The 21,742-nt window shown below is 68.2% G+C and carries 18 protein-coding genes; 3 read left to right on the top strand and 15 right to left on the bottom strand.

Annotated features, from left to right (window positions below; genetic code table 11):
- Positions 1-2 precede the first annotated feature (2 nt).
- From ABW137_RS21215 to ABW137_RS21255, 9 genes are all read right to left on the bottom strand, one after another.
- Positions 3-1,265 (bottom strand): alpha-hydroxy acid oxidase, encoded by a 1,263-nt coding sequence (locus tag ABW137_RS21215; protein WP_526403411.1) that lies wholly within the window; start codon positions 1,263-1,265, stop codon positions 3-5.
- Positions 1,266-1,270: 5 nt separating this feature from the next.
- Entirely contained in the window at positions 1,271-2,719 is a 1,449-nt protein-coding gene (locus tag ABW137_RS21220; protein WP_526403412.1) for a rhamnulokinase, read from the bottom strand.
- Positions 2,716-4,752 (bottom strand): bifunctional aldolase/short-chain dehydrogenase, encoded by a 2,037-nt coding sequence (locus tag ABW137_RS21225; RefSeq protein WP_526403413.1) that lies wholly within the window; start codon positions 4,750-4,752, stop codon positions 2,716-2,718. Before ABW137_RS21225 ends, ABW137_RS21220 begins: the two co-directional genes overlap by 4 nt.
- 9 nt (positions 4,753-4,761) lie before the next feature.
- Complete coding sequence (rhaI, locus tag ABW137_RS21230) at positions 4,762-5,925, bottom strand: L-rhamnose isomerase (protein ID WP_526403414.1); 1,164 nt, start codon at positions 5,923-5,925, stop codon at positions 4,762-4,764.
- Entirely contained in the window at positions 5,922-7,265 is a 1,344-nt protein-coding gene (locus ABW137_RS21235) for an MFS transporter (protein ID WP_526403415.1), read from the bottom strand. Before ABW137_RS21235 ends, rhaI begins: the two co-directional genes overlap by 4 nt.
- A 53-nt stretch (positions 7,266-7,318) precedes the next feature.
- Positions 7,319-7,657: an L-rhamnose mutarotase gene (locus ABW137_RS21240; protein WP_526403416.1), complete on the bottom strand. Its 339-nt coding sequence runs from the start codon at positions 7,655-7,657 to the stop codon at positions 7,319-7,321.
- A 152-nt stretch (positions 7,658-7,809) separates the two neighbouring features.
- Positions 7,810-9,285, bottom strand: a complete 1,476-nt coding sequence (locus ABW137_RS21245) for an acetyl-CoA acetyltransferase (protein WP_526403417.1) — start codon at positions 9,283-9,285, stop codon at positions 7,810-7,812.
- Between the two features lie 113 nt (positions 9,286-9,398).
- A complete protein-coding gene (locus ABW137_RS21250) occupies positions 9,399-11,762 on the bottom strand; it encodes a CaiB/BaiF CoA-transferase family protein (RefSeq protein ID WP_526403418.1) in 2,364 nt (787 codons plus the stop codon).
- 92 nt (positions 11,763-11,854) lie between these two features.
- Positions 11,855-14,326 (bottom strand): phosphoketolase family protein, encoded by a 2,472-nt coding sequence (locus tag ABW137_RS21255; RefSeq protein WP_526403435.1) that lies wholly within the window; start codon positions 14,324-14,326, stop codon positions 11,855-11,857.
- Positions 14,327-14,519: 193 nt separating this feature from the next.
- Here ABW137_RS21255 and ABW137_RS21260 point away from each other — a divergent pair, with 193 nt between their 5' ends.
- Positions 14,520-15,284, top strand: a complete 765-nt coding sequence (locus tag ABW137_RS21260; protein ID WP_526403419.1) for a CPBP family intramembrane glutamic endopeptidase — start codon at positions 14,520-14,522, stop codon at positions 15,282-15,284.
- A gap of 108 nt (positions 15,285-15,392) precedes the next feature.
- Here the strand turns inward: ABW137_RS21260 and ABW137_RS21265 are convergent, their stop codons facing one another.
- Positions 15,393-15,992, bottom strand: a complete 600-nt coding sequence (locus ABW137_RS21265; protein ID WP_526403420.1) for a CGNR zinc finger domain-containing protein — start codon at positions 15,990-15,992, stop codon at positions 15,393-15,395.
- Positions 15,993-16,091: 99 nt separating this feature from the next.
- Here ABW137_RS21265 and ABW137_RS21270 point away from each other — a divergent pair, with 99 nt between their 5' ends.
- The gene (locus tag ABW137_RS21270; protein ID WP_526403421.1) at positions 16,092-16,616 is read left to right on the top strand and encodes a hypothetical protein; all 525 of its coding nucleotides are present in this window, start codon (positions 16,092-16,094) and stop codon (positions 16,614-16,616) included.
- A 7-nt stretch (positions 16,617-16,623) separates the two neighbouring features.
- Here the strand turns inward: ABW137_RS21270 and ABW137_RS21275 are convergent, their stop codons facing one another.
- From ABW137_RS21275 to modA, 5 genes are all read right to left on the bottom strand, one after another.
- Positions 16,624-16,926, bottom strand: coding sequence for a GlsB/YeaQ/YmgE family stress response membrane protein (locus tag ABW137_RS21275; protein WP_526403422.1), 303 nt, complete (start codon positions 16,924-16,926; stop codon positions 16,624-16,626).
- 124 nt (positions 16,927-17,050) lie between these two features.
- On the bottom strand, positions 17,051-18,034 hold the full coding sequence (locus ABW137_RS21280; protein WP_526403423.1) for an APA family fibronectin-binding glycoprotein: 984 nt from the start codon (positions 18,032-18,034) through the stop codon (positions 17,051-17,053).
- 197 nt (positions 18,035-18,231) lie between these two features.
- Positions 18,232-19,314 (bottom strand): sulfate/molybdate ABC transporter ATP-binding protein, encoded by a 1,083-nt coding sequence (locus tag ABW137_RS21285; protein ID WP_526403424.1) that lies wholly within the window; start codon positions 19,312-19,314, stop codon positions 18,232-18,234.
- Between the two features lie 3 nt (positions 19,315-19,317).
- Positions 19,318-20,121 (bottom strand): ABC transporter permease, encoded by an 804-nt coding sequence (locus ABW137_RS21290; protein WP_526403425.1) that lies wholly within the window; start codon positions 20,119-20,121, stop codon positions 19,318-19,320.
- Positions 20,118-20,924, bottom strand: coding sequence for a molybdate ABC transporter substrate-binding protein (modA, locus tag ABW137_RS21295; RefSeq protein ID WP_526403426.1), 807 nt, complete (start codon positions 20,922-20,924; stop codon positions 20,118-20,120). The genes ABW137_RS21290 and modA overlap by 4 nt, the downstream gene beginning before the upstream one ends.
- A gap of 132 nt (positions 20,925-21,056) precedes the next feature.
- Between modA and ABW137_RS21300 the strand changes: the two genes are divergently transcribed.
- A complete protein-coding gene (locus ABW137_RS21300) occupies positions 21,057-21,728 on the top strand; it encodes an SDR family oxidoreductase (RefSeq protein WP_526403436.1) in 672 nt (223 codons plus the stop codon).
- Positions 21,729-21,742 lie beyond the last annotated feature (14 nt).

Raw genomic sequence — 21,742 nt, forward strand, 5'->3', positions numbered from 1 at the left:
GTCTACTCCCCCGTTGCACCCGACAGTGACCGCGGCGCCAGCCGCACCAACTGCGTGACGTGCGCTGGCGTCAGCTCTTCGAGACACGTCACCCCGAGCAGCCGCATGGTGCGCTCCACCTGACCCGACAGGATCTCGATGGCCCGGTTGACCCCGGCCTCGCCGCCGGCCATCAGACCGTACAGGTAGGCGCGACCGATCAGGGTGAAGCGCGCTCCCATGGCGACCGCAGCCACCACGTCGGCACCCGACATGATCCCGGTGTCCAGATGGACCTCGGTGTCCTTGCCGACCTCCTTCACCACCGCGGGAAGCAGGTGGAACGGTATCGGCGCCCGATCAAGCTGTCGGCCACCATGATTCGACAGCAGGACGGCGTCGACGCCGAGGTCGGTGACGGCCCGCGCGTCGGCGACCGTTTGGACGCCCTTCACGACGAACTTGCCCGGCCACTGCGACTTGATCCAGGCGAGGTCGTCGAACGTCACCGTCGGATCGAACATCGTGTCGAGAAGCTCGGCCACGGTGCCCGACCACCGGTCCAGCGACGCGAAGGCAAGCGGCTCGGTGGTCAGGAAGTCGATCCACCACTGGGGTCGCGGCAACGCGTTGGCGATGGTGCGCAACGTCAGCGCGGGCGGAATGGACATCCCGTTGCGCTTGTCCCGCAGCCGTGCCCCCGCGACGGGCACGTCGACGGTCACCAGAAGGGTGTCGAAACCTGCCGCCACCGCACGCTCGACGAGCGCCATCGAACGGTCGCGATCCTTCCACATGTACAGCTGAAACCAGTTGCGGCCCAATGGGTTGGCCGCCTTGACCTCTTCGATGGCCGTGGTACCCATCGTCGACAGCGAGAACGGGATGCCCGCCTTGGCCGCGGCGTGTGCGCCCGCGATCTCGCCCTCGGTCTGCATCATCCTGGTGAACCCGGTCGGTGCGATCCCGAAGGGCATGCTCACCGGTGCGCCGAGGACGTCCCATCCGGTACTGACCTTCGACACGTCGCGAAGGATCGCCGGATGGAACTCGACGTCGGCGAACGCCTGGCGGGCGCGGGTGATCGACAGCTCCGCCTCCGCCGACCCGTCGGTGTAGTCGAACGCCGCCCGCGGGGTGCGGCGCTTGGCGATGCGGCGCAGGTCCTCGATCGTCAGCGCCTTGTCGAGCCTGCGCTTCGTGGCGTCGAACTCGGGCTTCTTGAACTGCATCAGCGGCGCGAGATCGTGCCGATTTGGGAGGCGTCGCTTCACCCTTTGGTTCATGACAGTCAAGCCCTTCCGGCCGGGGTTCGTTGCGGTTCGAAACGTTCAGTGGACAGCGCGGCGGCCATGCTGGCACGGAGGTCGTCCAGACCACCGTCCAGCACGCCGTGCGCGCGGGCCTGGATCAATACGTTACCGATGGCCGTGGCCTCGACGGGCCCGGCGACCACCGGCCTGCCGACCCGATCGGCGACCAGCTGGCACAGCAGCCGGTTCTTGGCGCCGCCCCCGACCAGGTGGACGGTGTCGACGGGGACCCCGGACAGCGCGGCCGCTTGCTCGACGCCTCTGGCGAACCCGGCGGCCAGACTCTCGACGATCGCGCGCGCCATCTCCGGGCGTCCTTCCGGCGCGGGCAGGTCGTGGTCGGCGTACCAGTCTCGGATGCGAGCGGGCAGATCACCGGGCTCGACGAAGCGGGGATCGTCGGCGTCGAACACGTCGACGGGTGGCGGGCACTCGGCGGCCTGCTTCAACAGCAGGGGCAGGTCGACGCGCGATCCGTCCCGCTCCCAGTGCCGGACCGACTCGCTGAGCACCCACATGCCCATCACGTTGCGCAGGAATCGGATTCTTCCGTCCGCACCCACCTCGTTGGTGAAGTTGGCCGACCGCGCCGCCTCGTCGACCACGGGTCCGGTCAACTCGACGCCGACCAGGGCCCACGTCCCGCAGGAGATGTAGGCCGCCGACTCCGCCCGCATGGGAATCGCCACCACCGCCGATGCGGTGTCGTGGGACGCCACCGTGCTGACCAGCAGCCCGGCCGGAAGACCAACCCGCTCGGCAAGATCGGGCAACACGTGCCCGAGCTCGGCGCCGGGTTCGGCCAGCGTGGGGAACAGCCCGGCGGGCAGTCCGAGAAGCGTTTCCAGCTCGTCGTCCCACCGCCCGTCGATGCCAAGCAGACCGGTCGTCGAGGCGTTGGTGCGTTCCGTGGCCATCCGCCCCGTCAGCCAGTAACCGATCAGATCGGGCACCAGGAGGGCGGAGTCGGCGAGGTGCAGCAGACCGTCGGCCTTGTCGGCGGCCAGCTGGAACATCGTGTTGAAGTTGAGGAACTGCAGCCCGTTTCGGGCGAAGATCTGCTCCTGGCTCAGCGTGGCGTGTACGGAGTCGGCGCCCGCGGCGCACCGCGCATCGCGGTAGTTGTAGGGCAGGCCGAGCAGCTTGCCCTCGCGCAGCAGGCCGTAGTCGACGGCCCAAGAGTCCACGCCGACGCTCGTCACGTCCGGAGCCGCCCGGCCAGCCTCCGCGAGCCCGGCGCACACGTTGGCGAACAGTCCGGGGAGGTCCCAGTGCATGGCGGTGCGCTTGCCGTTCCACAGGTACACGGGATCGTTGGCGAACCGATTGAGCTGGCGCATCTCCAGCGACCCGGGACCGACGTCGGCCAACATCACCCGGCCGCTGGTGGCGCCCAGGTCGACCGCGACGAACGTGCGGGTGCTCATCGCAAGAAGGCCGCCGCGACGCCTGCGTCCACCGGCACGTGCAGCCCCGTAGTGTGCGAGAAGTCCGACGTGCACAGGGCGAACGCCGCGTTCGCGATGTTCTCCGGCAGCACTTCGCGTTTGAGCAGGGTGCGCTGTGCGTAGTAGGCGCCGAGCTCCTCCTCGGGAACGCCGTACACCGCGGCCCGCTTGGCACCCCACCCGCCTGCGAAGATGCCCGAGCCGCGCACCACGCCGTCGGGGTTGATGCCGTTGACCTTGACGCCGTGCTCGCCGAGCTCGGCGGCCAGCAGCCGCACCTGGTGGGCCTGATCGGCCTTGGTCGCCGAGTAGGCGATGTTGTTGGGACCGGCGAACACCGAGTTCTTCGACGAGATGTAGATGATGTCGCCGCCCAGCTTCTGGTCGATCAACGCGCGCGCCGCGGCCTTCGACACCAGGAACGAACCTCGGGCCATTACGTTGTGCTGCAGATCCCAGTCCGCGGCCGTGGTCTCCAATAGCGACTTGGACAGCGAGAGACCCGCGTTGTTGACGACGATGTCGATGCCGCCGAACGCCAGCACGGTGGCGTCGATCGCGGCCTGCACGGCCGCCTCGTCGGTCACGTCCGCCGCGATCCCGATCGCCACGTCGGTGGTGCCGATCTGTTCGGCTGCGGCACTGGCCTTCTCGGCGTCCAGGTCGGCGATGACGACGCACGCGCCCTCGGCGGCCAGACGTTCCGCGATGGCCTTGCCGATACCCGACGCCGCTCCCGTGACGAGGGCGATGCGGGTGGCCAGCGGCTTGGGCTTGGGCATCCGCGCGAGCTTCGCCTCCTCGAGCGCCCAGTACTCGATGCGGAACTTCTCCGCCTCGTCGATGGGGGCGTACGTGGAGATGGACTCTGCGCCGCGCATCACGTTGATGGCGTTGAGGTAGAACTCGCCTGCCACCCGGGCGGTCTGCTTGTCCTTGCCGTAGCTGAACATTCCGACGCCGGGGATGAGCACGATCGCCGGGTCGGCACCGCGAATCGCCGGGCTGTCAGCCGAGGCGTGTCGGTCGTAGTACGCCTGGTAGTCGGCGCGGTAGGCCTCGTGCAGCTCGGTCAGCCTGGCCTTGGCGTCCTCGACGGAGGTGTCGGCCCGCAGGTCGAGCACCATCGGCTTGACCTTGGTGCGCAGGAAGTGGTCCGGGCAGCTGGTGCCTAGTGCGGCCAGTCGCGGATGTTCGCTGCTGGCAAGGAATTCCAGCACCCGCGGGTCGTCGGTGAAGTGGCCAACCTGGGGCTTGTCCGCCGAGGCCAGGCCGCGGATGAACGGGGCCAGTTCGGCGGCCTTGGCGCGACGCTGCGCATCGGGCAGTGCGCCATAACCGTCCAAAGGCGCACCGAAGGGCTGCGGTCGCCCGTTCGCGTCGATGTACCGCTGCACGGTGTCGATGATCTCCAGGGAGTACGCCTCGGCCTCGGCCGACGTTTCACCCCACGCGGTGATGCCGTGGCCGCCGAGGATGGTGCCGATGGCCTGCGGGTTGCGCTTCTTGATCTCGGCGATGTCGAGGCCGAGCTGAAAACCGGGCCTGCGCCACGGAATCCACACCACGCGGTCACCGAAGATCTGCTTGGTCAGCGCTTCGCCGTCGGCGGCGGTCGCCAGGGCGATGCCCGAGTCGGGGTGCAGGTGGTCGACGTGGTTGGCGTCGACCAGGCCGTGCATCGCGGTGTCGATGGACGGTGCGGCGCCGCCGCGGCCGTGCAGGCAGTAGTCGAACGCGGCGACCATCTCGTCCTCGCGCTCGACGCCGGGGTACACGTCGACCAGGGCGCGCATCCGGTCCAGCCGCAGCACGGCCAGTCCGTTCTCCTTCAGGGTGCCGAGGTCTCCCCCGGATCCCTTGACCCACAACAGGTCCACCGGCGCACCGGTGACCGGGTCGACGTCGGTGCCCTTGGCCGAGGTGTTGCCGCCGGCGTAGTTGGTGTTCTTCGGGTCGGCGCCGAGCCGGTTGGACCTGGCGATCAGCTCGCTAACGGTGGAGTTGGTCATGATGTCCCCTCACGCTCCCCAACTGGACTGGGTGCCGCCGACTCGGGCGGCGTTGACGGTGTCTTGGTAGCCCGATTCTGCGAATGCGCGCATCGGGTTCTCTGGCAGGCCTCGGTCGGTGCGCCACTGCGCCATGGTCGGACGGACGTCGGTGTAGAAGGCGTCCATGAAGATCTCGTTGGCGCCCAACACGTCAGCCTCCTCCTGCGCTGCGGCGAGCGCGTCGGTGTCGACCAACAACGCCCGTGCGGTCATCTCGGCGACGTTGAGCACCGAGCGGATCTGGCCGGGGATCTTGGCCTCGACGTTGTGGCACTGGTCCAGCATCAGCGCAAGGTCACTCTCGGTGCCTTTCCCACTGGTACCTAGCCCGCCGCCGCGGATCACCTCGAACATGATGCGGAACAGCTGGAACGGATCCGCCGCCCCGACGATCAGGTCGTCGTCGGCGTAGAACCGCGAGTTGAAGTCGAACGAACCCAGCTTGTTCAGCCGTAGCAGCTGCGCGACGATGAATTCGATGTTGGTGCCTGGCGCATGGTGACCGGTGTCGAGGCACACCTTGGCGCGTTCGCCGAGCGCGGAGACCTGCGCGTACGACGTACCCCAGTCGGGCACGTCGGTCATGTACATCGCCGGCTCGAAGAACTTGTACTCCAACACCATTCGCTGACCTTCACCGATGTGCTGGTAGATCGCCGCCAACGAGTCCGCCAGCCGGTCCTGCCTGCCGCGGATGTCGCCCTGGCCGGGGTAGTTGGTGCCGTCGGCAAGCCAGATCTTGAGATCCTGCGATCCGGTCTGGTCCATGATCTCGATGCAGGCCAGGTGATGGTCGATGGCCTTCTGCCGCACCGTCTTGTCGACGTGGGTCAGGCTGCCGAACTTGTAGTCGTCGTCCTGGAAGGTGTTGGAGTTGATGGTGCCCAGCCTCACCCCCTGCTCGGCGGCGTAGGCGCCGAGGGCGCCGTAGTCGTCGACCTTGTCCCATGGGATGTGCAGCGCGACCGTCGGCGCCATGCCGGTGAACCGGTGCACGGTCGCGGCGTCGGCGATCTTCTCCTCGATGGTGCGCGGCGTGCCGGGCGTGCCGAACACCTTGAACCGCGTCCCGGAGTTGCCGAACGCCCAAGAGGGCAGTTCGATGGCCAGGTTGTCGAGTAGGGCGTTCATGCGGATACCTCCGTTTGGGGCGCGGCGCTCTCCACTCCATCATTCCCCGTCGCTTCGCTCGCCTCGTCGCCGTAGCGTTCGACCTCGATCTGTTGCAATGTCTTTCCCCTGGTCTCGGGCGCCCATACGGCGCCGATCACCAGTGCCACCGTCAGGAGCCCGATGAGCAGCAGGCCGACGCCGGTGAGGCCGATGGCGACCAGCAGCGTCGGGAAGAAGTAGCTCAGCAGTCCGGTGAAGCTGCGCACCACGCAGAACATGACGCCCTGCGCGCTGGCCCGATACGGCGTCGCGAACATCTCACTGGCCCAGAGGCTGTAGAACGCCTGAGCTCCGATGCCTGCCGACACACCCCACAGGACCGCGAACACCAGCATCGTCGGCACCCCGCTGTCGGTGAACGCCACCAGGACGATCCACCCGACGATGCCCAGCGCGGCGCCGATCGCGTAGAGCAGCCGCTGCGACATCTTGTCGCCGTAGCGCATGAAACCGAAGTAGGTGGCGGCCACCGTGCATCCCCACACCAGCACCTGCAGCAGGTTCTGCGCGACGGGACTGTGCAGGCCGGCGGTGTCGTAGACGCGGGGCATGAAGATGCCCGCCTGGCCCGCGACGGTGTTCCAGAACAGGTAGATGCCGCCGAGGAACAGCAGCGCGGAGATGTTGACCCTGCGGGAGAACAGGCCGCGCAGGCCACGCAGCCCGACCGCGTTGGCTACCCCCTCCGGTTCCCGTTGCCCCTCCTCGGTCCAGATCTTCGACTCCGCCAGGCCTTGCCGCACCCACCAGACCACGGCGGCGACGACGAACAGGTGGCCGAAGATCAGCCGCGAGCCCAGCAGACCCATCGGGGCCAGCGCGGCGGCGAGGCCGAAGCCGATCAGCGGGCCGATCGACCAGGCCAGCTGCGCGGTGCCGACGTGCTTGGCGCGCCCGTCCGACGGCGCCTGCTCGGCGATGTAGGTCCACGACGCGGGCACGCCTGCACCGACGGCGACGCCGGTGATGATGAAGGCGGCCAACAGCATCGTGTAGTTGACGGCGAAGGCGGCCAACAGCACGCCGACCATGTAGACCAGCAGGTCGTAGGTGTAGATCGCCTTGCGGCCGAAGCGATCACACAGCGGACCACCGAGGATCGCACCGATGGCCGCGCCGAAGGCGTTGGCGCTCAGGGCGGCGAGCAGCCCGACCGCGAAGTTGCTGATGCCGAACTCGGCCTGCCAGAACGCGAGGCTGGTCGCGATCGCGATGATCGACCCCGCCTCGATGTAGTTGGACATGGCGACCGCGATGGTCGCCCTCCAACCGGTCGTCGTCGTTGCTCCGATTTTCATGGTCGTCCTTCAGTGTCCGTTGTGATGGCGGGGTCGGTCTAGGGCTGTTCTGTTCAGTCGAGGTGGAAGTACTCGGTGAGCGGTTTCATCGCTTCGTCGGGTGCGACGCCCGCGGGGTTCTGGAAGAAGTCGGCCATGCCCGCCTGCCAGCGGGCGTTGACCTCGGTGGCGGCCATCGCCGACTGTGCGGCCGCGAAGTCGTCGGTCTCCAGGTAACCGATGACCAGCCCGTCCTCGGGCCGGACGAACAGCGAGTAGTTGTGCCACCCGGCTTCGCTGAGCGCGCTCAGCATGTCCGGCCAAACGTCCTGGTGAGCGGCCACGTACTCGTCCACCCGGTCCGGTTTGAGTCGAAGCACGAAGCACACCCGCTCCGTGGCGGCGTTGGCCATGTCGAGTTCCCTGCCTGTTGAAACGTTTCAATTGGTGACGCGGCTCACCTTAACCGCGCCAACGCGACGACGTCAACAGCGGCCAGTGGAGTCTCGGCAGCCAGTGGATCTCAGCAGCGGTACGCGCCGAAACGTCTCCACGAATCGCAGGGCTAGAGCAGTGTGGCGACGGCCTGCGCACCGACCAGGACCTTCGCGCCCGCGATGTCCTCACGGGTGCTCGCCTCTGCCCCGTCGGCGTCGGCGATCACCGCCAGCATCCGAGTGTCCTCCGGGGTGCGCACGGCGAGGAAGACCTTGTCGGCCGACCCGTCCCGGCTCACTGGAGTGGTCCACGACTCGACGGTGCCGACGCCGGTCCAGTCGTCCTCTGCGACCACGGTCGGCTCGACATCGACGGCGGACTGCACGTTTTCCCAACGGAATTCACCGCTGGGCGGCCTGGTTCCGTACACGCCGAAGCTGTGCTTGGTCAGGTAGCCGCCGTTGGCGGTGATCAGACCGACACTGCCCGGCGCGGCGACCAGCCGCTCGGCCATGGTCGCGATGGAATGCGTGACGTAGTTGTTCCACGGCCCGCCCGCGAAGGTCAGACCACCCGTGACCGTCAGCGGTCTGCCCGGATCGTCAAGCGGGAGACCGAGTTCCCTGGCCGCGACCTGCACGGCCGACGGGAAGCACGAGTACACGTCGACCATGTCCATGTCCGCGATGCCCTTGTTCGCCAACTCCAGCGCGCGCCCGCCCGCGATGCGGATCGCCGGTGACTGGTCGAACGCTGCGCGCTCGGCGATCAGATACGTGTCGTGCGCATCCGTGCCCGCATACGGAAACACCCAGGTGTCGCTGGGAACCTGGAGCTGGGTGGCCTTTTCCACCGACGTGAGGATCAACGCCGCCCCCTGGTCGACCATGTTGTTGGAGTTCATCAACTTGGTGTACGGCCAGCTGATCATCCGGTTGCTCGCACTCGGCTGCCAGATCTCCTCCGCGGAGTACGGATCGCGGTTCCACGCATGAGAATTGCCTTGCGCCACCGCACTGAATCCCGCCCACAGCGCCCCGATCCGGCGACGGTGGTCCTCGGGCGTCTCCCCCGCCGAGATGCGAAGCGCCTGCTCGAACATCGGATACACGTAGGCGGGTCGATCCAGATGGATGCGGATCTCCAACGGACCCGCCAGCATGAAGTCGTCCTCGGCACCGGGCGGGATCGGCACCGAGTCGTCCTGCTGCGTCCACTCCAGCCTGGCTCCTGCCTTGCGTAGCCGCGTCCGCGTCCGCCACGTCTCGGCGCCCGCGATCAGGACGGAGTCGACGGTGCCTCGCTGGATGTCCAGGCACGCCTGGTTGACCAGCGACTGGGGCACGTTGCCACCGATGCTGGTGTAGCGAGCCTGCGCATCAAATGCCCGGATGCGTTGCGCGAGAAGCAATCCGGGGTTGCGGTAATGACAGGACAGCAGGTTGACGACTCGCACCGAGTCGACGGCCTCCAGCACACGCGGGTCGGCGGCGGCGCGGGCGGCCCGCTCCATCAGATCCACGGGTTCGACGTCGGGACGTTCGTCGTGCTGGTTGACCTGGCCGTAGCCGACGAGCACTGGCGTGCGTGGATCTAGCGGCACTGGGTGGCCTTTCCGTCGAGCGCAAACGTGCGCGTTGTTTCAGGTTCGCCGCGGCGTGTCGCGTGCAGACACGCACGCTCGCGGAAGGGGTTGGTGGGCCGGAGGGGGCGAAGTCAGCCTCGATCCGCATCGGAAGCTGCGAACAGCACGCCATCGGCGATCAGGCGTTGGGTCTCGTCGTCGGTCAGGCCGAGAAGTCGGGTGGCGATCTCTCGGGTGTGCTCCCCCGGCATCGGCGCCGGCCGTAGCTCGGCGTCCGGAATTCTCCGAAACGGCGCAGGGTGCGCTTCAGCGGACATCGGCACCGAGAACAGCGGGTGCACCAGCTCGGTGTACAGGCCGCGATGGACGACCTGCGGGTCGGCGAGCACGTCGACGGCGCGGTTCATCGGCCCGGCGGGAACCCCCGCGCCCTGCGCGGCGGCCACGACGTCGGCCTTGTCCCGGCTCACCGTCCAACTGGCGACGATGTCTACGAATTCCTCTCTACCCCTTGGCAATTCATCGATCGAGAGCAACTTGGCCAGCGCGGCGCGGTCGGCGTCCGTCCGCGCCGAGATCACGCACCACTCGTCGTCGCCTGCGCACGGGTACACCGCATGGACCGCGTCGTCGTCGGTGACGTCGAGGCCAGCCACGCGGGCGGCTTCGGTCACGTATGACGTCGCGAGCTGGTTGACCGCCACCTCGGCCTGGGAGATGTGGACGTTGGCGGAGGTCCGGCTGACGAGGGCCGCCAGCGTCGCCAACGCCGTGATCCTGGCGACGACGTGGTCGGGGAAGATCGTCGTCGCATCGAAGAACCTGGAGCAGGAGTCCTCCCCTCCGCGGTCATCCGACGACCACAGCCTGCTGATGCCGGTGGTGGCCCGAACCAGCGGACCGTAGCCCATCCGCGCGCTCCACGGCCCCGAGGCGCCGAACGCGCTGCTCTCGGCGAGAATGATCCGTGGATTGATGGTCCGCAGTTCATCATAGGAGAAGCCAAGGGCGGCAAGGGTTCCCGGCTTGAAGTTGGCGAACACCGCATCGGCGTCGGCGACCAGCCTGCGGAAGATCTCCGCACCGCCCTCGTCACGGAGATCCAGCCCGAGGCTGAGCTCGTTGCGATGCGTCAACGCCCATGACCTGCTCATCGGCTGGCCAGGAATCGTCTGGCGCAGCCCGTCGGGATAGGCCGCGCTCTCCACCTTGATCACCTCGGCGCCCAGATCGGCGAAGAGCCTGCCCAATTCGCCGCCTGCGACGATGACGCCGAGGTCGAGCACCCGGAGCCCGCTGAATGGTCGTGACGTCGGGGGGCCGGAGTGCGAAGCATCGGCAGCTTCGGCGCCGGGAGTGGTCGCGACCCAGTCGGCATCGTCGGCGCCCGCCCGCGGACATGGTCTGCGGATCCCGGCGTGGTGGCCGTCGAGGACGAAGGCACCGACGGGTACCTGCAGCGTCCGCCCGCCGACCTCGGTCTCCGTCAGGGCACCCACGGACCGAAGGTGTTCGGAGGCAAGCGCTTCGGCGGGGGTCAGCACCGCGGCGATCGGAACGCCGCGACGCTGCCCCTCGGCGACGAGGTCGTCCATCGTCTGCGGCCCGAACAGTTCGGCGACGGCGGCGTTGATCTCGTCGGAGGCGAAGTAGCGGGCGGCGATCGTCTCGAACTTCGGATCGGCGAAGGCGTCGGGCTCGCCGAGCCAGGCCCGCATGCCGCGCCACTGCTTCGCCGACAGCAGGCAGATCTTCACGAAGCCATCCCGGCAGGCGAAAGTCGGGTAGATCTGCTGATTGCGCGGCCTGCCCCGCCACAATTCCTCCGACGGCTTCCTGCCGACCGCAGCCTGCCCCTCCGAGCCGAACGGCGGATCCAGGCACTGCAACACCGCCTCGAAACGCGAAAAGTCGATGTAGTCGCCTCTTCCGCAGCGCAACCGGTGATAGTAGGCGCTGAGCGCCACCCACGCGGCCTGCGTCGCGGCGGCGGCCGACGCAATTCCGTACGGCGGCAGCACCGGTCGCCCGGCGGTGGGCCCGGAGCGAGACAGCGCCGTCGACATCGCATACAGCACCGCGTCGGTGGCCTGCCATCCGGCGTGAGGACCTGAGGTGCCGAAGTCGGTGATCTCGAGGGCCACCAGATGATCGAAGCGGTCGGCGAGGTCAGCGCACGTGGCTCCGAACGCCGTCGTTCCTGGAGGGCCGTCGACGAGGATGTCGGCCGCCGCGACGAGCTCGGTGAACCGGCCGCGGTCACCCGGATCGGCCGCGTCGAGCACTGCCGTGCGCTTGTTCGCGTTGTTCAACGCGAACGCGACACTGGCGCCCGAGATCGTGGGGCGCGCCGTGCGGCAAGAGGCACCGCCGGGCGGCTCGATCTTCAGCACGTCGGCCCCCAGGTCGGCCAGCAACCGGCCGACGCCGTCGGACTCGGGGCCGCCGACGTCCAGCACCCGCACCGATGCGAGAAGCTGACACCTGTCAAGCATGCCGATCAGTATCGTTCAGCGAGCTCCACCGCCGTGTGCCGGGGCCTCGCCACTGGCCACCGATACTCGTTCTACCGCTGCTCGTTCTACCGCTACTCGTTGTCGCCGCCCGTCGACGCGGTCGCATCGATGCTGGTTCCTGGCGCAGCACCGCGCGCATCGGGCCAGACCCAGTCGCGCACCTCGGGCATGTCATCACCGTGCTCGCGGGTGTACTCGCGGGCCGCGATCCGGCGGTCGACCATGTCCTGGCGGAGCGACGCATACTTCGTCTGCAGCGAAGGAACCCTGTCGATGACGTCGATCACCAGGTGGAAGCGGTCCAGGTCGTTGAGCATCACCATGTCGAACGGCGTCGTGGTGGTGCCCTCCTCCTTGTACCCCCTGACGTGGAAGTTGTTGCTCCCGGTGCGGCGGTAGATCAACCGGTGAATGAGCCACGGGTAGCCGTGGTAGGCGAAGATCACCGGCTTGTCCGGGGTGAAGACCATGTCGAAGGCCTTGTTGGACAACCCGTGTGGATGCTCGCTCTCGTCCTGCAGTCGCATCAGGTCGACGACGTTGACGACCCGGATCTTCAGATCCGGGATGTGCTGCTTGAGCAGATCGACCGCGGCGAGCCCCTCCAACGTCGGAACGTCACCGCACGTGGCAACTACGACGTCGGGTTCCTCGCCGAAGCGCTCGGAGCCCGCCCACTCCCAGATGCCGAGCCCCCGCGTGCAGTGCGCGACGGCCTCCTCCATCGTCAGGTAGTTCGGCGCCGGTTGCTTTCCCGCCACGACGACGTTGACGTACTGACGCGAGCGCAGGCAATGGTCGTAGGTCGACAGCAGCGTGTTCGCGTCCGGCGGCAGGTAGACCCTGACCACCTCGGCGCGCTTGTTGACGACGTGGTCGATGAACCCGGGATCCTGATGGCTGAACCCGTTGTGGTCCTGGCGCCAGACATGGCTGGAGAGAAGGTAGTTCAGGCTGGCGATCGGCCGACGCCACGGGATGTGGTTGGTGACCTTCAGCCACTTGGCGTGCTGGTTCATCATCGAGTCGATGATGTGGATGAACGCCTCGTAGCAGTTGAACAACCCGTGTCGCCCGGTCAGCAGATACCCCTCGAGCCACCCCTGGCACTGGTGTTCGGACAGCATCTCGACGACCCGACCGAGGCGGGCCAGGTGGTCGTCGACCTCCGGTGACAGGTACTCGGCGTTCCACTGCTTGTCGGTCGCGTCGAACACCGCCTGCAGGCGGTTGGACGCCGTCTCGTCGGGGCCGAAGATCCGGAAGTTGTGCGGGTTCAGTCGCACCACGTCGGTCAGCCACCCGCCGAGCACCTTGGTGGCCTCGGCGACCGTCGCCCCAGGCGCAGGCACGTCGACGCCGTACTCGCGAAAGTCGGGCAGCCGCAGGTCCTTCAGCAGCAGCCCGCCGTTGGTGTGTGGGTTGTCGCTCATCCGCAACTGACCCGCGGGCGCCAACTGGGCGATGTCGGCGTGCAGGCTCCCGTTCTCGTCGAAGAGTTCCTCTGGCCGGTAGGAGGCGAGCCACTCGGCGAGCACCTGGAGGTGCTCGGGGGTGTCGCGGGCGTTGGCGAGCGGAACCTGGTGCGCTCGCCACGATCCGGTGGTCTTCTTGCCGTCGATGTAGGCGGGTCCGGTCCAGCCCTTCGGGGTGCGGAAGACGATCATCGGCCAACGCGGCCGCTCCTCGTCGCCGCTGAGCGCCCTGGCCTTGATCTCGGCGATCTCGTCGAGGACCTCGTCGAGCAGCGCGGCGAACCGGCGGTGCACCTCGATGTGGTCGCCGCCGCCCGCGGCATCCGCATCGTCGGGGACCTCGAAGAAATACGGCCGGTGCCCGTAGCCGATCATCAAGCTGCGCAGCTCGTCCTCTGGGATGCGCGCCAGCACAGTGGGATTGGCGATCTTGTAGCCGTTGAGGTGAAGAATCGGCAGCACCACGCCATCCTTGGCGGCGTTGGTGAACTTGTTGGAGTGCCAGCTGGTCGCCAGGGCTCCGGTCTCCGCCTCTCCGTCGCCGACGACCGCGGCGACCAGAAGGTCGGGATTGTCGAACGCCGCGCCGTAGGCATGGGACAGCGCGTAACCCAGCTCGCCCCCCTCGTGTATCGAGCCCGGGGTCTCGGGAGCCACGTGGGACGGGATACCTCCGGGGAACGAGAACTGCCGAAACAGTCGTCGGATGCCCTCGACGTCGGAGGTGATGTCGGAGTAGACCTCGGAGTAGGTGCCGTCAAGATAGGCATTGGCGACCAGGCCGGGTCCGCCGTGCCCGGGGCCCGTGACGTAGATCGTCGACTGCTCGCGGGCCTTGATCGCCCGGTTGAGGTGGGCGTAGATGAAGTTGAGGCCCGGCGTGGTGCCCCAGTGGCCGAGCAGCCGGGGCTTGACGTCGTCGCGCGAGAGCGGCGTGCGCAGCAGCGGGTTGTCCAAGAGATAGATCTGCCCGACGGAGAGGTAGTTCGCGGCGCGCCACCAGCCGTCCAGCCGCGCGACGGTCTCATCGCTGAGAGGGCCGGCATCGATGGAGTTCCAGGCTGGCATCAGGGCGGTCATCGCAAACACTCCTACGCGTCGAGGCGAATGGTCCACTGCCCATCAAACCCCCGGCGAGGCCCTCGCGCTTGCGCGCGTCCCGGGATTTCATCTTCCGGTTACCGTGCGGCGGACGCCCCGATCCGCGCGGTGCTCGACACTGACCTGCCGTTACCCACACCGCACGTATGCTGGCTCGGTTATGTCTGACCTCAGCACGGCCGACGCGCCGCCCCATCCGCTGATCGGTCAGATGGCTGCACTGCACCACTTCCGGATCTACGTCGACATCGGCGTCGTGGTCGTGGTCCTCGCTCTGACGAACCTCGTCGCGCACTTCACCACTCCGCTGGCGAACCTCGTGGTGGTGCCCGCCGCGGCGGTCGGTCTGGTGCTGCTGGTCCGGTCCCGCGGGCTGGGCTGGACGGAGCTCGGCCTCGGTCGCGATCACTGGCGCTCGGGCGCCTGGTACGCACTGGGCGCCGTGGCGCTGGTCGGGTCGGTAATCGCCGCGGGCGCGATGCTGCCGTGGACTCGGCCGATGTTCCTCAACGACCACTACGCCACGGTGTCAGGTGCGCTCGTCGCGTCGATGATCATCATCCCGCTGCAGACGGTCATCCCGGAGGAGCTCGCGTTTCGTGGGGTGCTGCACGGCGCACTCGATCGCGCGTGGGGGTTCCGTGGGGTGGCGGCAGCGGGCTCGCTCCTGTTCGGGCTGTGGCACATCGCCACGTCACTGGGCCTGACCAGCAGCAACGTCGGCTTCACGAATCTCTTCGGCGCCGGCGTGCTCGGCATGGTCGCGGGCGTGGTGATGGCGGTGCTCGCCACCGGGGCCGCGGGCTTCGTGTTCACCTGGCTGCGGCGACGCAGCGGCAGCCTGATCGCACCGATCGCGCTGCACTGGTCGCTCAACGGTCTTGGTGCACTGGCGGCCGCCCTGGTGTGGCACCTGTCGACCTGATCGGCGCCCCTCACCGCGTCAGCGGCCGTCGCCCCTTACCGCACCAGCGGCTGTCGCCGCTCACCGCGTCAGCGGCTGTCGCCCTTACCGCACCAGCGGCTGTCGCCCTTACCGCACCAGCGGCTGTCGCCGCCTTGCCCGGAAGTCGCGGTTCTTCAACTTGTTTCCGCATGCCGCCATGTCGCACCACATGCCGCCGTGGTTGCGCGAGCGGTCGTAGAACGCCCACGCACAGTCATCGTTGGCGCAGGCCTTCAGGTGGCTCCAGGTGCCGTCGAGTTGGGCGTCCTTGACGAGCAGGAGCAGCGACACCAGGCGTGATCGCACCGACTCGCCGTCGGGCACCAGCGATATCCGGCCGTCGTCGTCGATGGTGGCGCGTACCGGCGTGGCCGCGGCGATCTCGGTCAGAGGCGCGGTCCGCGACGCGTTCGGGGCGTCGCCGCCGGCGTTCTGTATCAGCAGGGCCCGCAACCCCTCCCGCACACCAACGACGAGGCGCAGTTCCTCCTCCGTCGGAGTGGCTCCCGGCGTCAGCAAGGCGTGGTCGACGAGCCAGGGCCCGGCGTCGGCAGCCAGGGCCAAGCGGTCTTGGCCAGATTCCAGGTCGACGGTGTTGACGAGGGCCTGGACGCGGCGCAGCGGTTCGGGTGCCGGTTTGGTCTCGGTGTCTCCGGACCACCGTCCGGACGACTGGGGCGTCGACATGCCACCCACTCTAACTCGACCGTGACCGCCATAACGGCTTGACCGGTCATTCGTGACCGGTATAGCGTTTACGTTGGTCACGAAACGAAAGGCATGACGATGACGCTGCAGAACGGGACTCCGCGGAACGCCGACACTCCGAGAAACGCCGACACCACGGATGCGAAGGACCCGGCCAGCCGCGAAATCCGCCGGATCGACGCCGCGGACGTGCCATTCTCAGGACGTATGTGGGCGCGACTCTTCGCCGGACGCTACGACCTGCAGATCGAACGGGGCGTCACGGTGCACGCAGGCACGCCGCTGGCCGCGCACTACGCCCGCCTCGCCTCCCGCCAGGAACGGGAGGACATGGCGATGGCCCTGACCTTGCTACTGCGCGACGCGGGCGTGACACCGAACGAGGGCACCAAGACGATGCGGGTGCCCATCCGGGCCGACGACGTTCGCAGGTCGGCAGAACTCGTCGGCGACGTACTCGCTCGCCTCGGTAGTCCACTGCCGGTGCGCGCACGCGGCATGGCCCGGCTGAGGATCCTGCTCGGCGACGGCCGAGGCCCCATCTACCGGTCGGGGCAGGGCAGCTTCTCCGCCGCGATGCGGGGCGTGCTGGCGGCGATGTAGCGCCGCGCTAGCGGCTCCGCACCTTGCCGACGATCCACAGCAGGATCACCGATCCGAGAATCGCGGTGAACAGCGTGAACCACCAACCACCCGCCGCGGTGTCGACGAAGAAGCTCAGAAGGAAGCCGCCGATGAGCGCGCCGACGATGCCGATGACGATGTTCATCAGGATTCCCGAGCCGCCGCCCTTGACGATCTTGCCCGCGATCCAACCCGCGATTGCGCCGATGATGATGTAACCGATCCACCCCACGCTCGTCAGAGTGGTGGATCTGGCAGCCAGGAACTCGGTAGCCGTAATCATGTCCATCAGGAACTCCAGCCTGTCGCCGAACGCGTCAACGCAACCGCTGACCCTCTCCGGTGTACTCGCCGAGGGTAACGATTAGGCAGGCGAAACGTGTACGTTCGTCCCTCGATTCGGGGCCGACGGATCAGCCGGCCGGCATCATCTCCGGTGGGGCATCGGTGACGGGCACCGGCACACCGACGCCTGGCCGTGGCGGCGGGGCGTTCGGATCGGGCGGCGGGGCGTTCGGATCCGGCGGCGCGTTGGGGTCTGGCGGCGGTGGCGGTGGTGGGGGCGGAGGCGGCGTGTACGGCCTGATCGACTGGGCCAACGTGATCGCGGCGGCCTTGTCCACCGGATGGCTCGCCGAACCCAGCCAAACGACGAACCAGCGCTCCGGCGTCCGCTGGCCACGCGGGGTACCCGCCGGGGGCGTGTTGCCGACGACACCGGCCCAGATCTGCCCGTTGGGCTTGCTGGCGTCGGTGAATTTGACCTCGTAGGACGAGAAGGCGCCTGGGACGCCCGCCGCGTCGAGCGGACCTGCCTCCTGGTTGAGGCGCGTGCCGGCGAACGGCATGAAGAACTCACCCATGTCAGACGCCAACCGCGTTGCGGCCTTGGAGTTGTCGGTTTCGGCGCCGGCGAACAGCTTGAGGTCCAGCCTTCCGAGCAACACGCTGGTGTCGGACGGGGCCTGACCGCCGCCCTCGGGGACCTTGGTCAGCAGCGCCTGCCCATACGACAGCTGCGTAGCGTCGGACACCTGCCAGCCGGCGGGGATGACATAGCTCAGTCCGCCTGCGGCACTGTCGACGCGGCCGGGCTCCGGAGGTGGTGGCGGCGGCGGCGCATTGGGATCGACGGGTGGTGCGTTGGGATCCGCGGGCGGCGGGGCCGGCGCGTTGGGGTCGATCGGTGCCGGCGCCGGGGCAGGGGCCGGCGCATTCGGGTCCACTGGGGCGGGTGCTGGAGCAGGTGCTGGCGCCGGTACGGGTACGGGCGCAGGAGGAAGCGGCTCCGCGTAGGCGAGTGCGCCGGGTATCGCGACCGTCACTGCGGTCACACCTGCGAACGCCGCGGTGGCCAGCGACTTCGGGAGACTCCATCGTCGTGGGGGGTGTTGCATGGGGAAGAAACTACCGTGTTACGGCCGTGACGCAAGTGTGAGTTGCTCTTAAAGTGTCAATCTTGGAGATTGCTGTGGCTTGAAAATGACTGACCGCAGTGCAGTTTCGAGATTGCTGGCAATATCCGCGCGCGACGAGCCGCCCGCGCGGTGCGCGGGGTGGCTCCACTGATTGATCGCCACCGTTCCGGTAGCCGTTACCGCACCGGATGGATAGCCACCTCCTGCGTCTTCACCGCGAAGTACACGCGCTCCCCCGGTCCCAACCGCAAGTCGGCCGCGGACTCCGCCGTGATGTCGGCGGACAGGCCGGGCGTGCCGTCGGGTTGCTCGTCGGCCCGCACCCGGATGGCTGGGCCGCGACCGTCCAACTCGGCGACCACGACCTCGATGCTGTTGCGGGGACTTCCGTGCGGCTTGTCCCGGTACACCGCGACTGCCGAGGGATGAAACGTCGCCGTCACCGCGGCGCCAGGTTCGAGCTCCTCGTCGAGGATGCCGTGCCACACCTGACCGGATCCGCTGACCAGCGAGCCGCCCGGCCCGACGTGCCCCGTCACCAGGTTGACGCCGGCGAACCGGGCGCCGAAGCCGCTGCGCGGGGCGGCCAACACCGTCGCCGTCGGACCTGCCTCGACGATGCGACCCGCCTCCAGGACCACCACCCGATCGGCGAGGGTGACGACGTCGAGCAGGTCGTGGGTGACCAGCACCGAGGATCTGCCGTCGCGGGCCAGCACCCTTCTGAGCACCTTGCGCATTGCGCTGGCGACCGCGACGTCCAAACCAGCGAGCGGTTCGTCGAGCAGCAGAACGTCGGGATCGGCCGCCAGTGCCCGCGCCAGCGCCACGCGCTGCGCCTGGCCGCCCGACAGTTGGCGCGGCTTGCGCTCGGCAAGTGCGGCAGCCTCGACTTCCTCCAGCCAACGCCCGGCCGCGGCTTGAGAAGCCTTGCGCGCCAATCGTTTACCACTTCGTGCGCCGAAGGCCACGTTGGCGGCCACCGAGAGATGCGGAAACAGCAGCGGGTCCTGCATGAGGAGACCGACCCGACGGTCGTGAGTGCCGACGTGCCGCCCAGCCGCGGTATCGGTGAGCACCCGGTCCCCAACCCGGACCCAGCCACTGTCGGGTCGCACCAGCCCGGCGATCACCCCGAGCACCGTCGACTTGCCCGCCCCGTTGGGACCGAGCACCGCCACCACCTGCCCGGGTGCCACGGTGAATTCCAGGTCCAGCGAACGGCTTTCGACAACGGCCCTCAACTCGACGCCGCTCACGGGTTACTGCCAACCACTGGCGCCGCCCGCCTTGATGCGCCTGCTGCCGAGCCCGACCACCACCACCGCGGCGACGGCGACGAGCAGTACCGACAGCGCCACCGCGGCGTCGGCGTCGACTTCACGCTGAAGGTAGATCTCCAGCGGCAGGGTTCGCGTCACGCCCTCCCGGGAACCGGCGAACGTCAGCGTCGCGCCGAACTCCCCCAGCGAGCGGGCGAAGGCCAGCACGGCGCCCGACGCCAATCCGGGGGCCAACAACGGCAACGTGACGCGCCACCACACCACCGACGGCCTGGCACCGAGCGTCGCCGCCACGACCTCGTAGTCGGCCCCGACGGTGCGTGCCGCCCCCTCGAGTGCGATCACCAGGAACGGCAGCGAGACGAACGTCTGCGCCAACACCACGGCCGTCGTGGTGAAGGCGATCTGGATGCCCGCCGTCTCGAGGTACTTGCCGAGCAGGCCGAGTCGACCGAACGCGTACAGCAGCGCGATGCCGCCCACCACCGGGGGGAGCACCAGCGGCAGCAGGATCAGCGGTCGCATCCAGCGCACCATACGAGAGTTGGTGCGGGCCAACACCATTGCCATGGGCACCCCGAGCACGATGCAGAGCGTCGTACTGACCAGCGCCGTCCGGAAGCTGAGCTCCAAGGCGGTCAGCGACGACTGGCTGGTGATCAACGACCAGAACTGCGACCAGTCGACCTTCGCGGCCACCGCGACCAACGGCAGCACGACGAAGATCGCGCCGATCGCCGCCGGCACGTAGATCCAGCGCGGGAGCCCGCCCGAACCGGTCAAGGCTTGGCGAAGCCCGCCTGCGACAGGATCTTCTGGCCCGCCTCACCGGTCACCAGGTCGACGAACTTCTGCGCCGCCGCCGCGTCGGCTGCGCCCTTCAGCACGGCGATCGGATAGGTGTTCACCGCCGACGAGGCCTCCGGGAAGTCGACCTGGGCGACCTTGTCCCCCGCGCTGATGGCGTCGGTGACGTAGACGAGTCCCGCGTCGGCCTGCCCGCTGGTGACCTTCGTCAGCACGTCGGTCACCTGGGATTCCTCGCTGACCGGGTTCAGCGTGACCTTGGTGGCCTGCTCGACCTTCTCGGTCGCCGAACCGCAGGGCACCTGGGGTGCGCACACGACAACGGACAGGTCGGGCTTGACGAGGTCGGCGAACGACGTCACGCCCTTGGGATTGCCGGGTGCCGTCACGATCACCAACGTGTTGGAGGCGAAGTCGACGGGATCGCCCGCGAGCAGGCCACCGTCGACCGCCTTGTCCATGTTCTTGGTGTCGGCCGACGCGAAGACATCGGCAGGCGCGCCCTGGGTCAGCTGCGTGACGAGGTCGGAGGAGCCCGCGAAGTTGAACTCGACCTTCCACCCGGGGTTGTCGGTCTCGAACTGACCGCCGATGTCGGTGAACGACTTCTTCAGCGACGCGGCGGCATACACGGTCAGCGAGCCTCCCTCGGCGGCCTCGGTGGAACCGCTGGCGGCGCTGCTCGACGGCGAATTGCCCTGACCGCCGGACCCACAGGCGGTGAGGCCCACCAGCAACACGGCGACAAGGGCGGCGACCACGCGGTGCGACCTGATCATCGGAAAAACCCTAGGGCACCCCCATCCCGCTGTCCCGTTTCCCTGCGTGGCGCATTTCGTCCAATAGCTACCGTCCAGTAACATGAACCGCGACTCGCTGGGTTCAGCGTCGAACACGAGGAGGTCGTGGTGATGGATGTGCTGCTCACCGGCGGTGACACCGAGCTCGGGCGCATCGTCGCCCAAGGGTTTCGCGATGCGGGGCACGAGGTGACGATTGCCGGTTCCCGCCGCGATGACCTGGAGGTCGCCGCCAAGGAACTCGACGTCGACTTCATCGTCTTCGACAACACCGACCCGGCCAGCCTCGAAGAGGCCCGCGCTCAGTTCCCGCATCATCTCGACACCATCGTCAACATCCCGGCCCATCGTTGGGACGGTGGCGATCCCCGCACCTACACACTGGCCGAGCGCACCGCGGCGTGGCGCGCTGCCCTCGACGCCACCGTGCTGTCGGCGGTCCTCACCGTGCAGGTGCTCGGTGACCATCTGCGCTCCGGCGGCACGATCGTCAACGTCGTCGCCGACAACTCCACCGAGGGCAGCGCCGAGGCCGCGACCAAGGCGGCACTGGCGAACTGGACGGCAGGGCAAGCCACTCACTTCGGGATCCGCGGCATCACGCTGAACGCCGTCGCCTCGGGTCGTGGCGCCGAGCCCGGCTACGACGGCATCGCCACCACGTCGCCGTCGGTCGCCGCCGAAATCACCAGGCTCGCACTGTTCCTCACCACGCCTGCCGCCCGGCACATCACGGGTCAGACGCTCCACGTCAGTCACGGCGCACTCGCCAAATTCGGCTAGGGACCGACGGGCCG

This window comes from Mycobacterium sp. (assembly GCF_040509115.1).
GTDB lineage: Bacteria > Actinomycetota > Actinomycetes > Mycobacteriales > Mycobacteriaceae > Mycobacterium.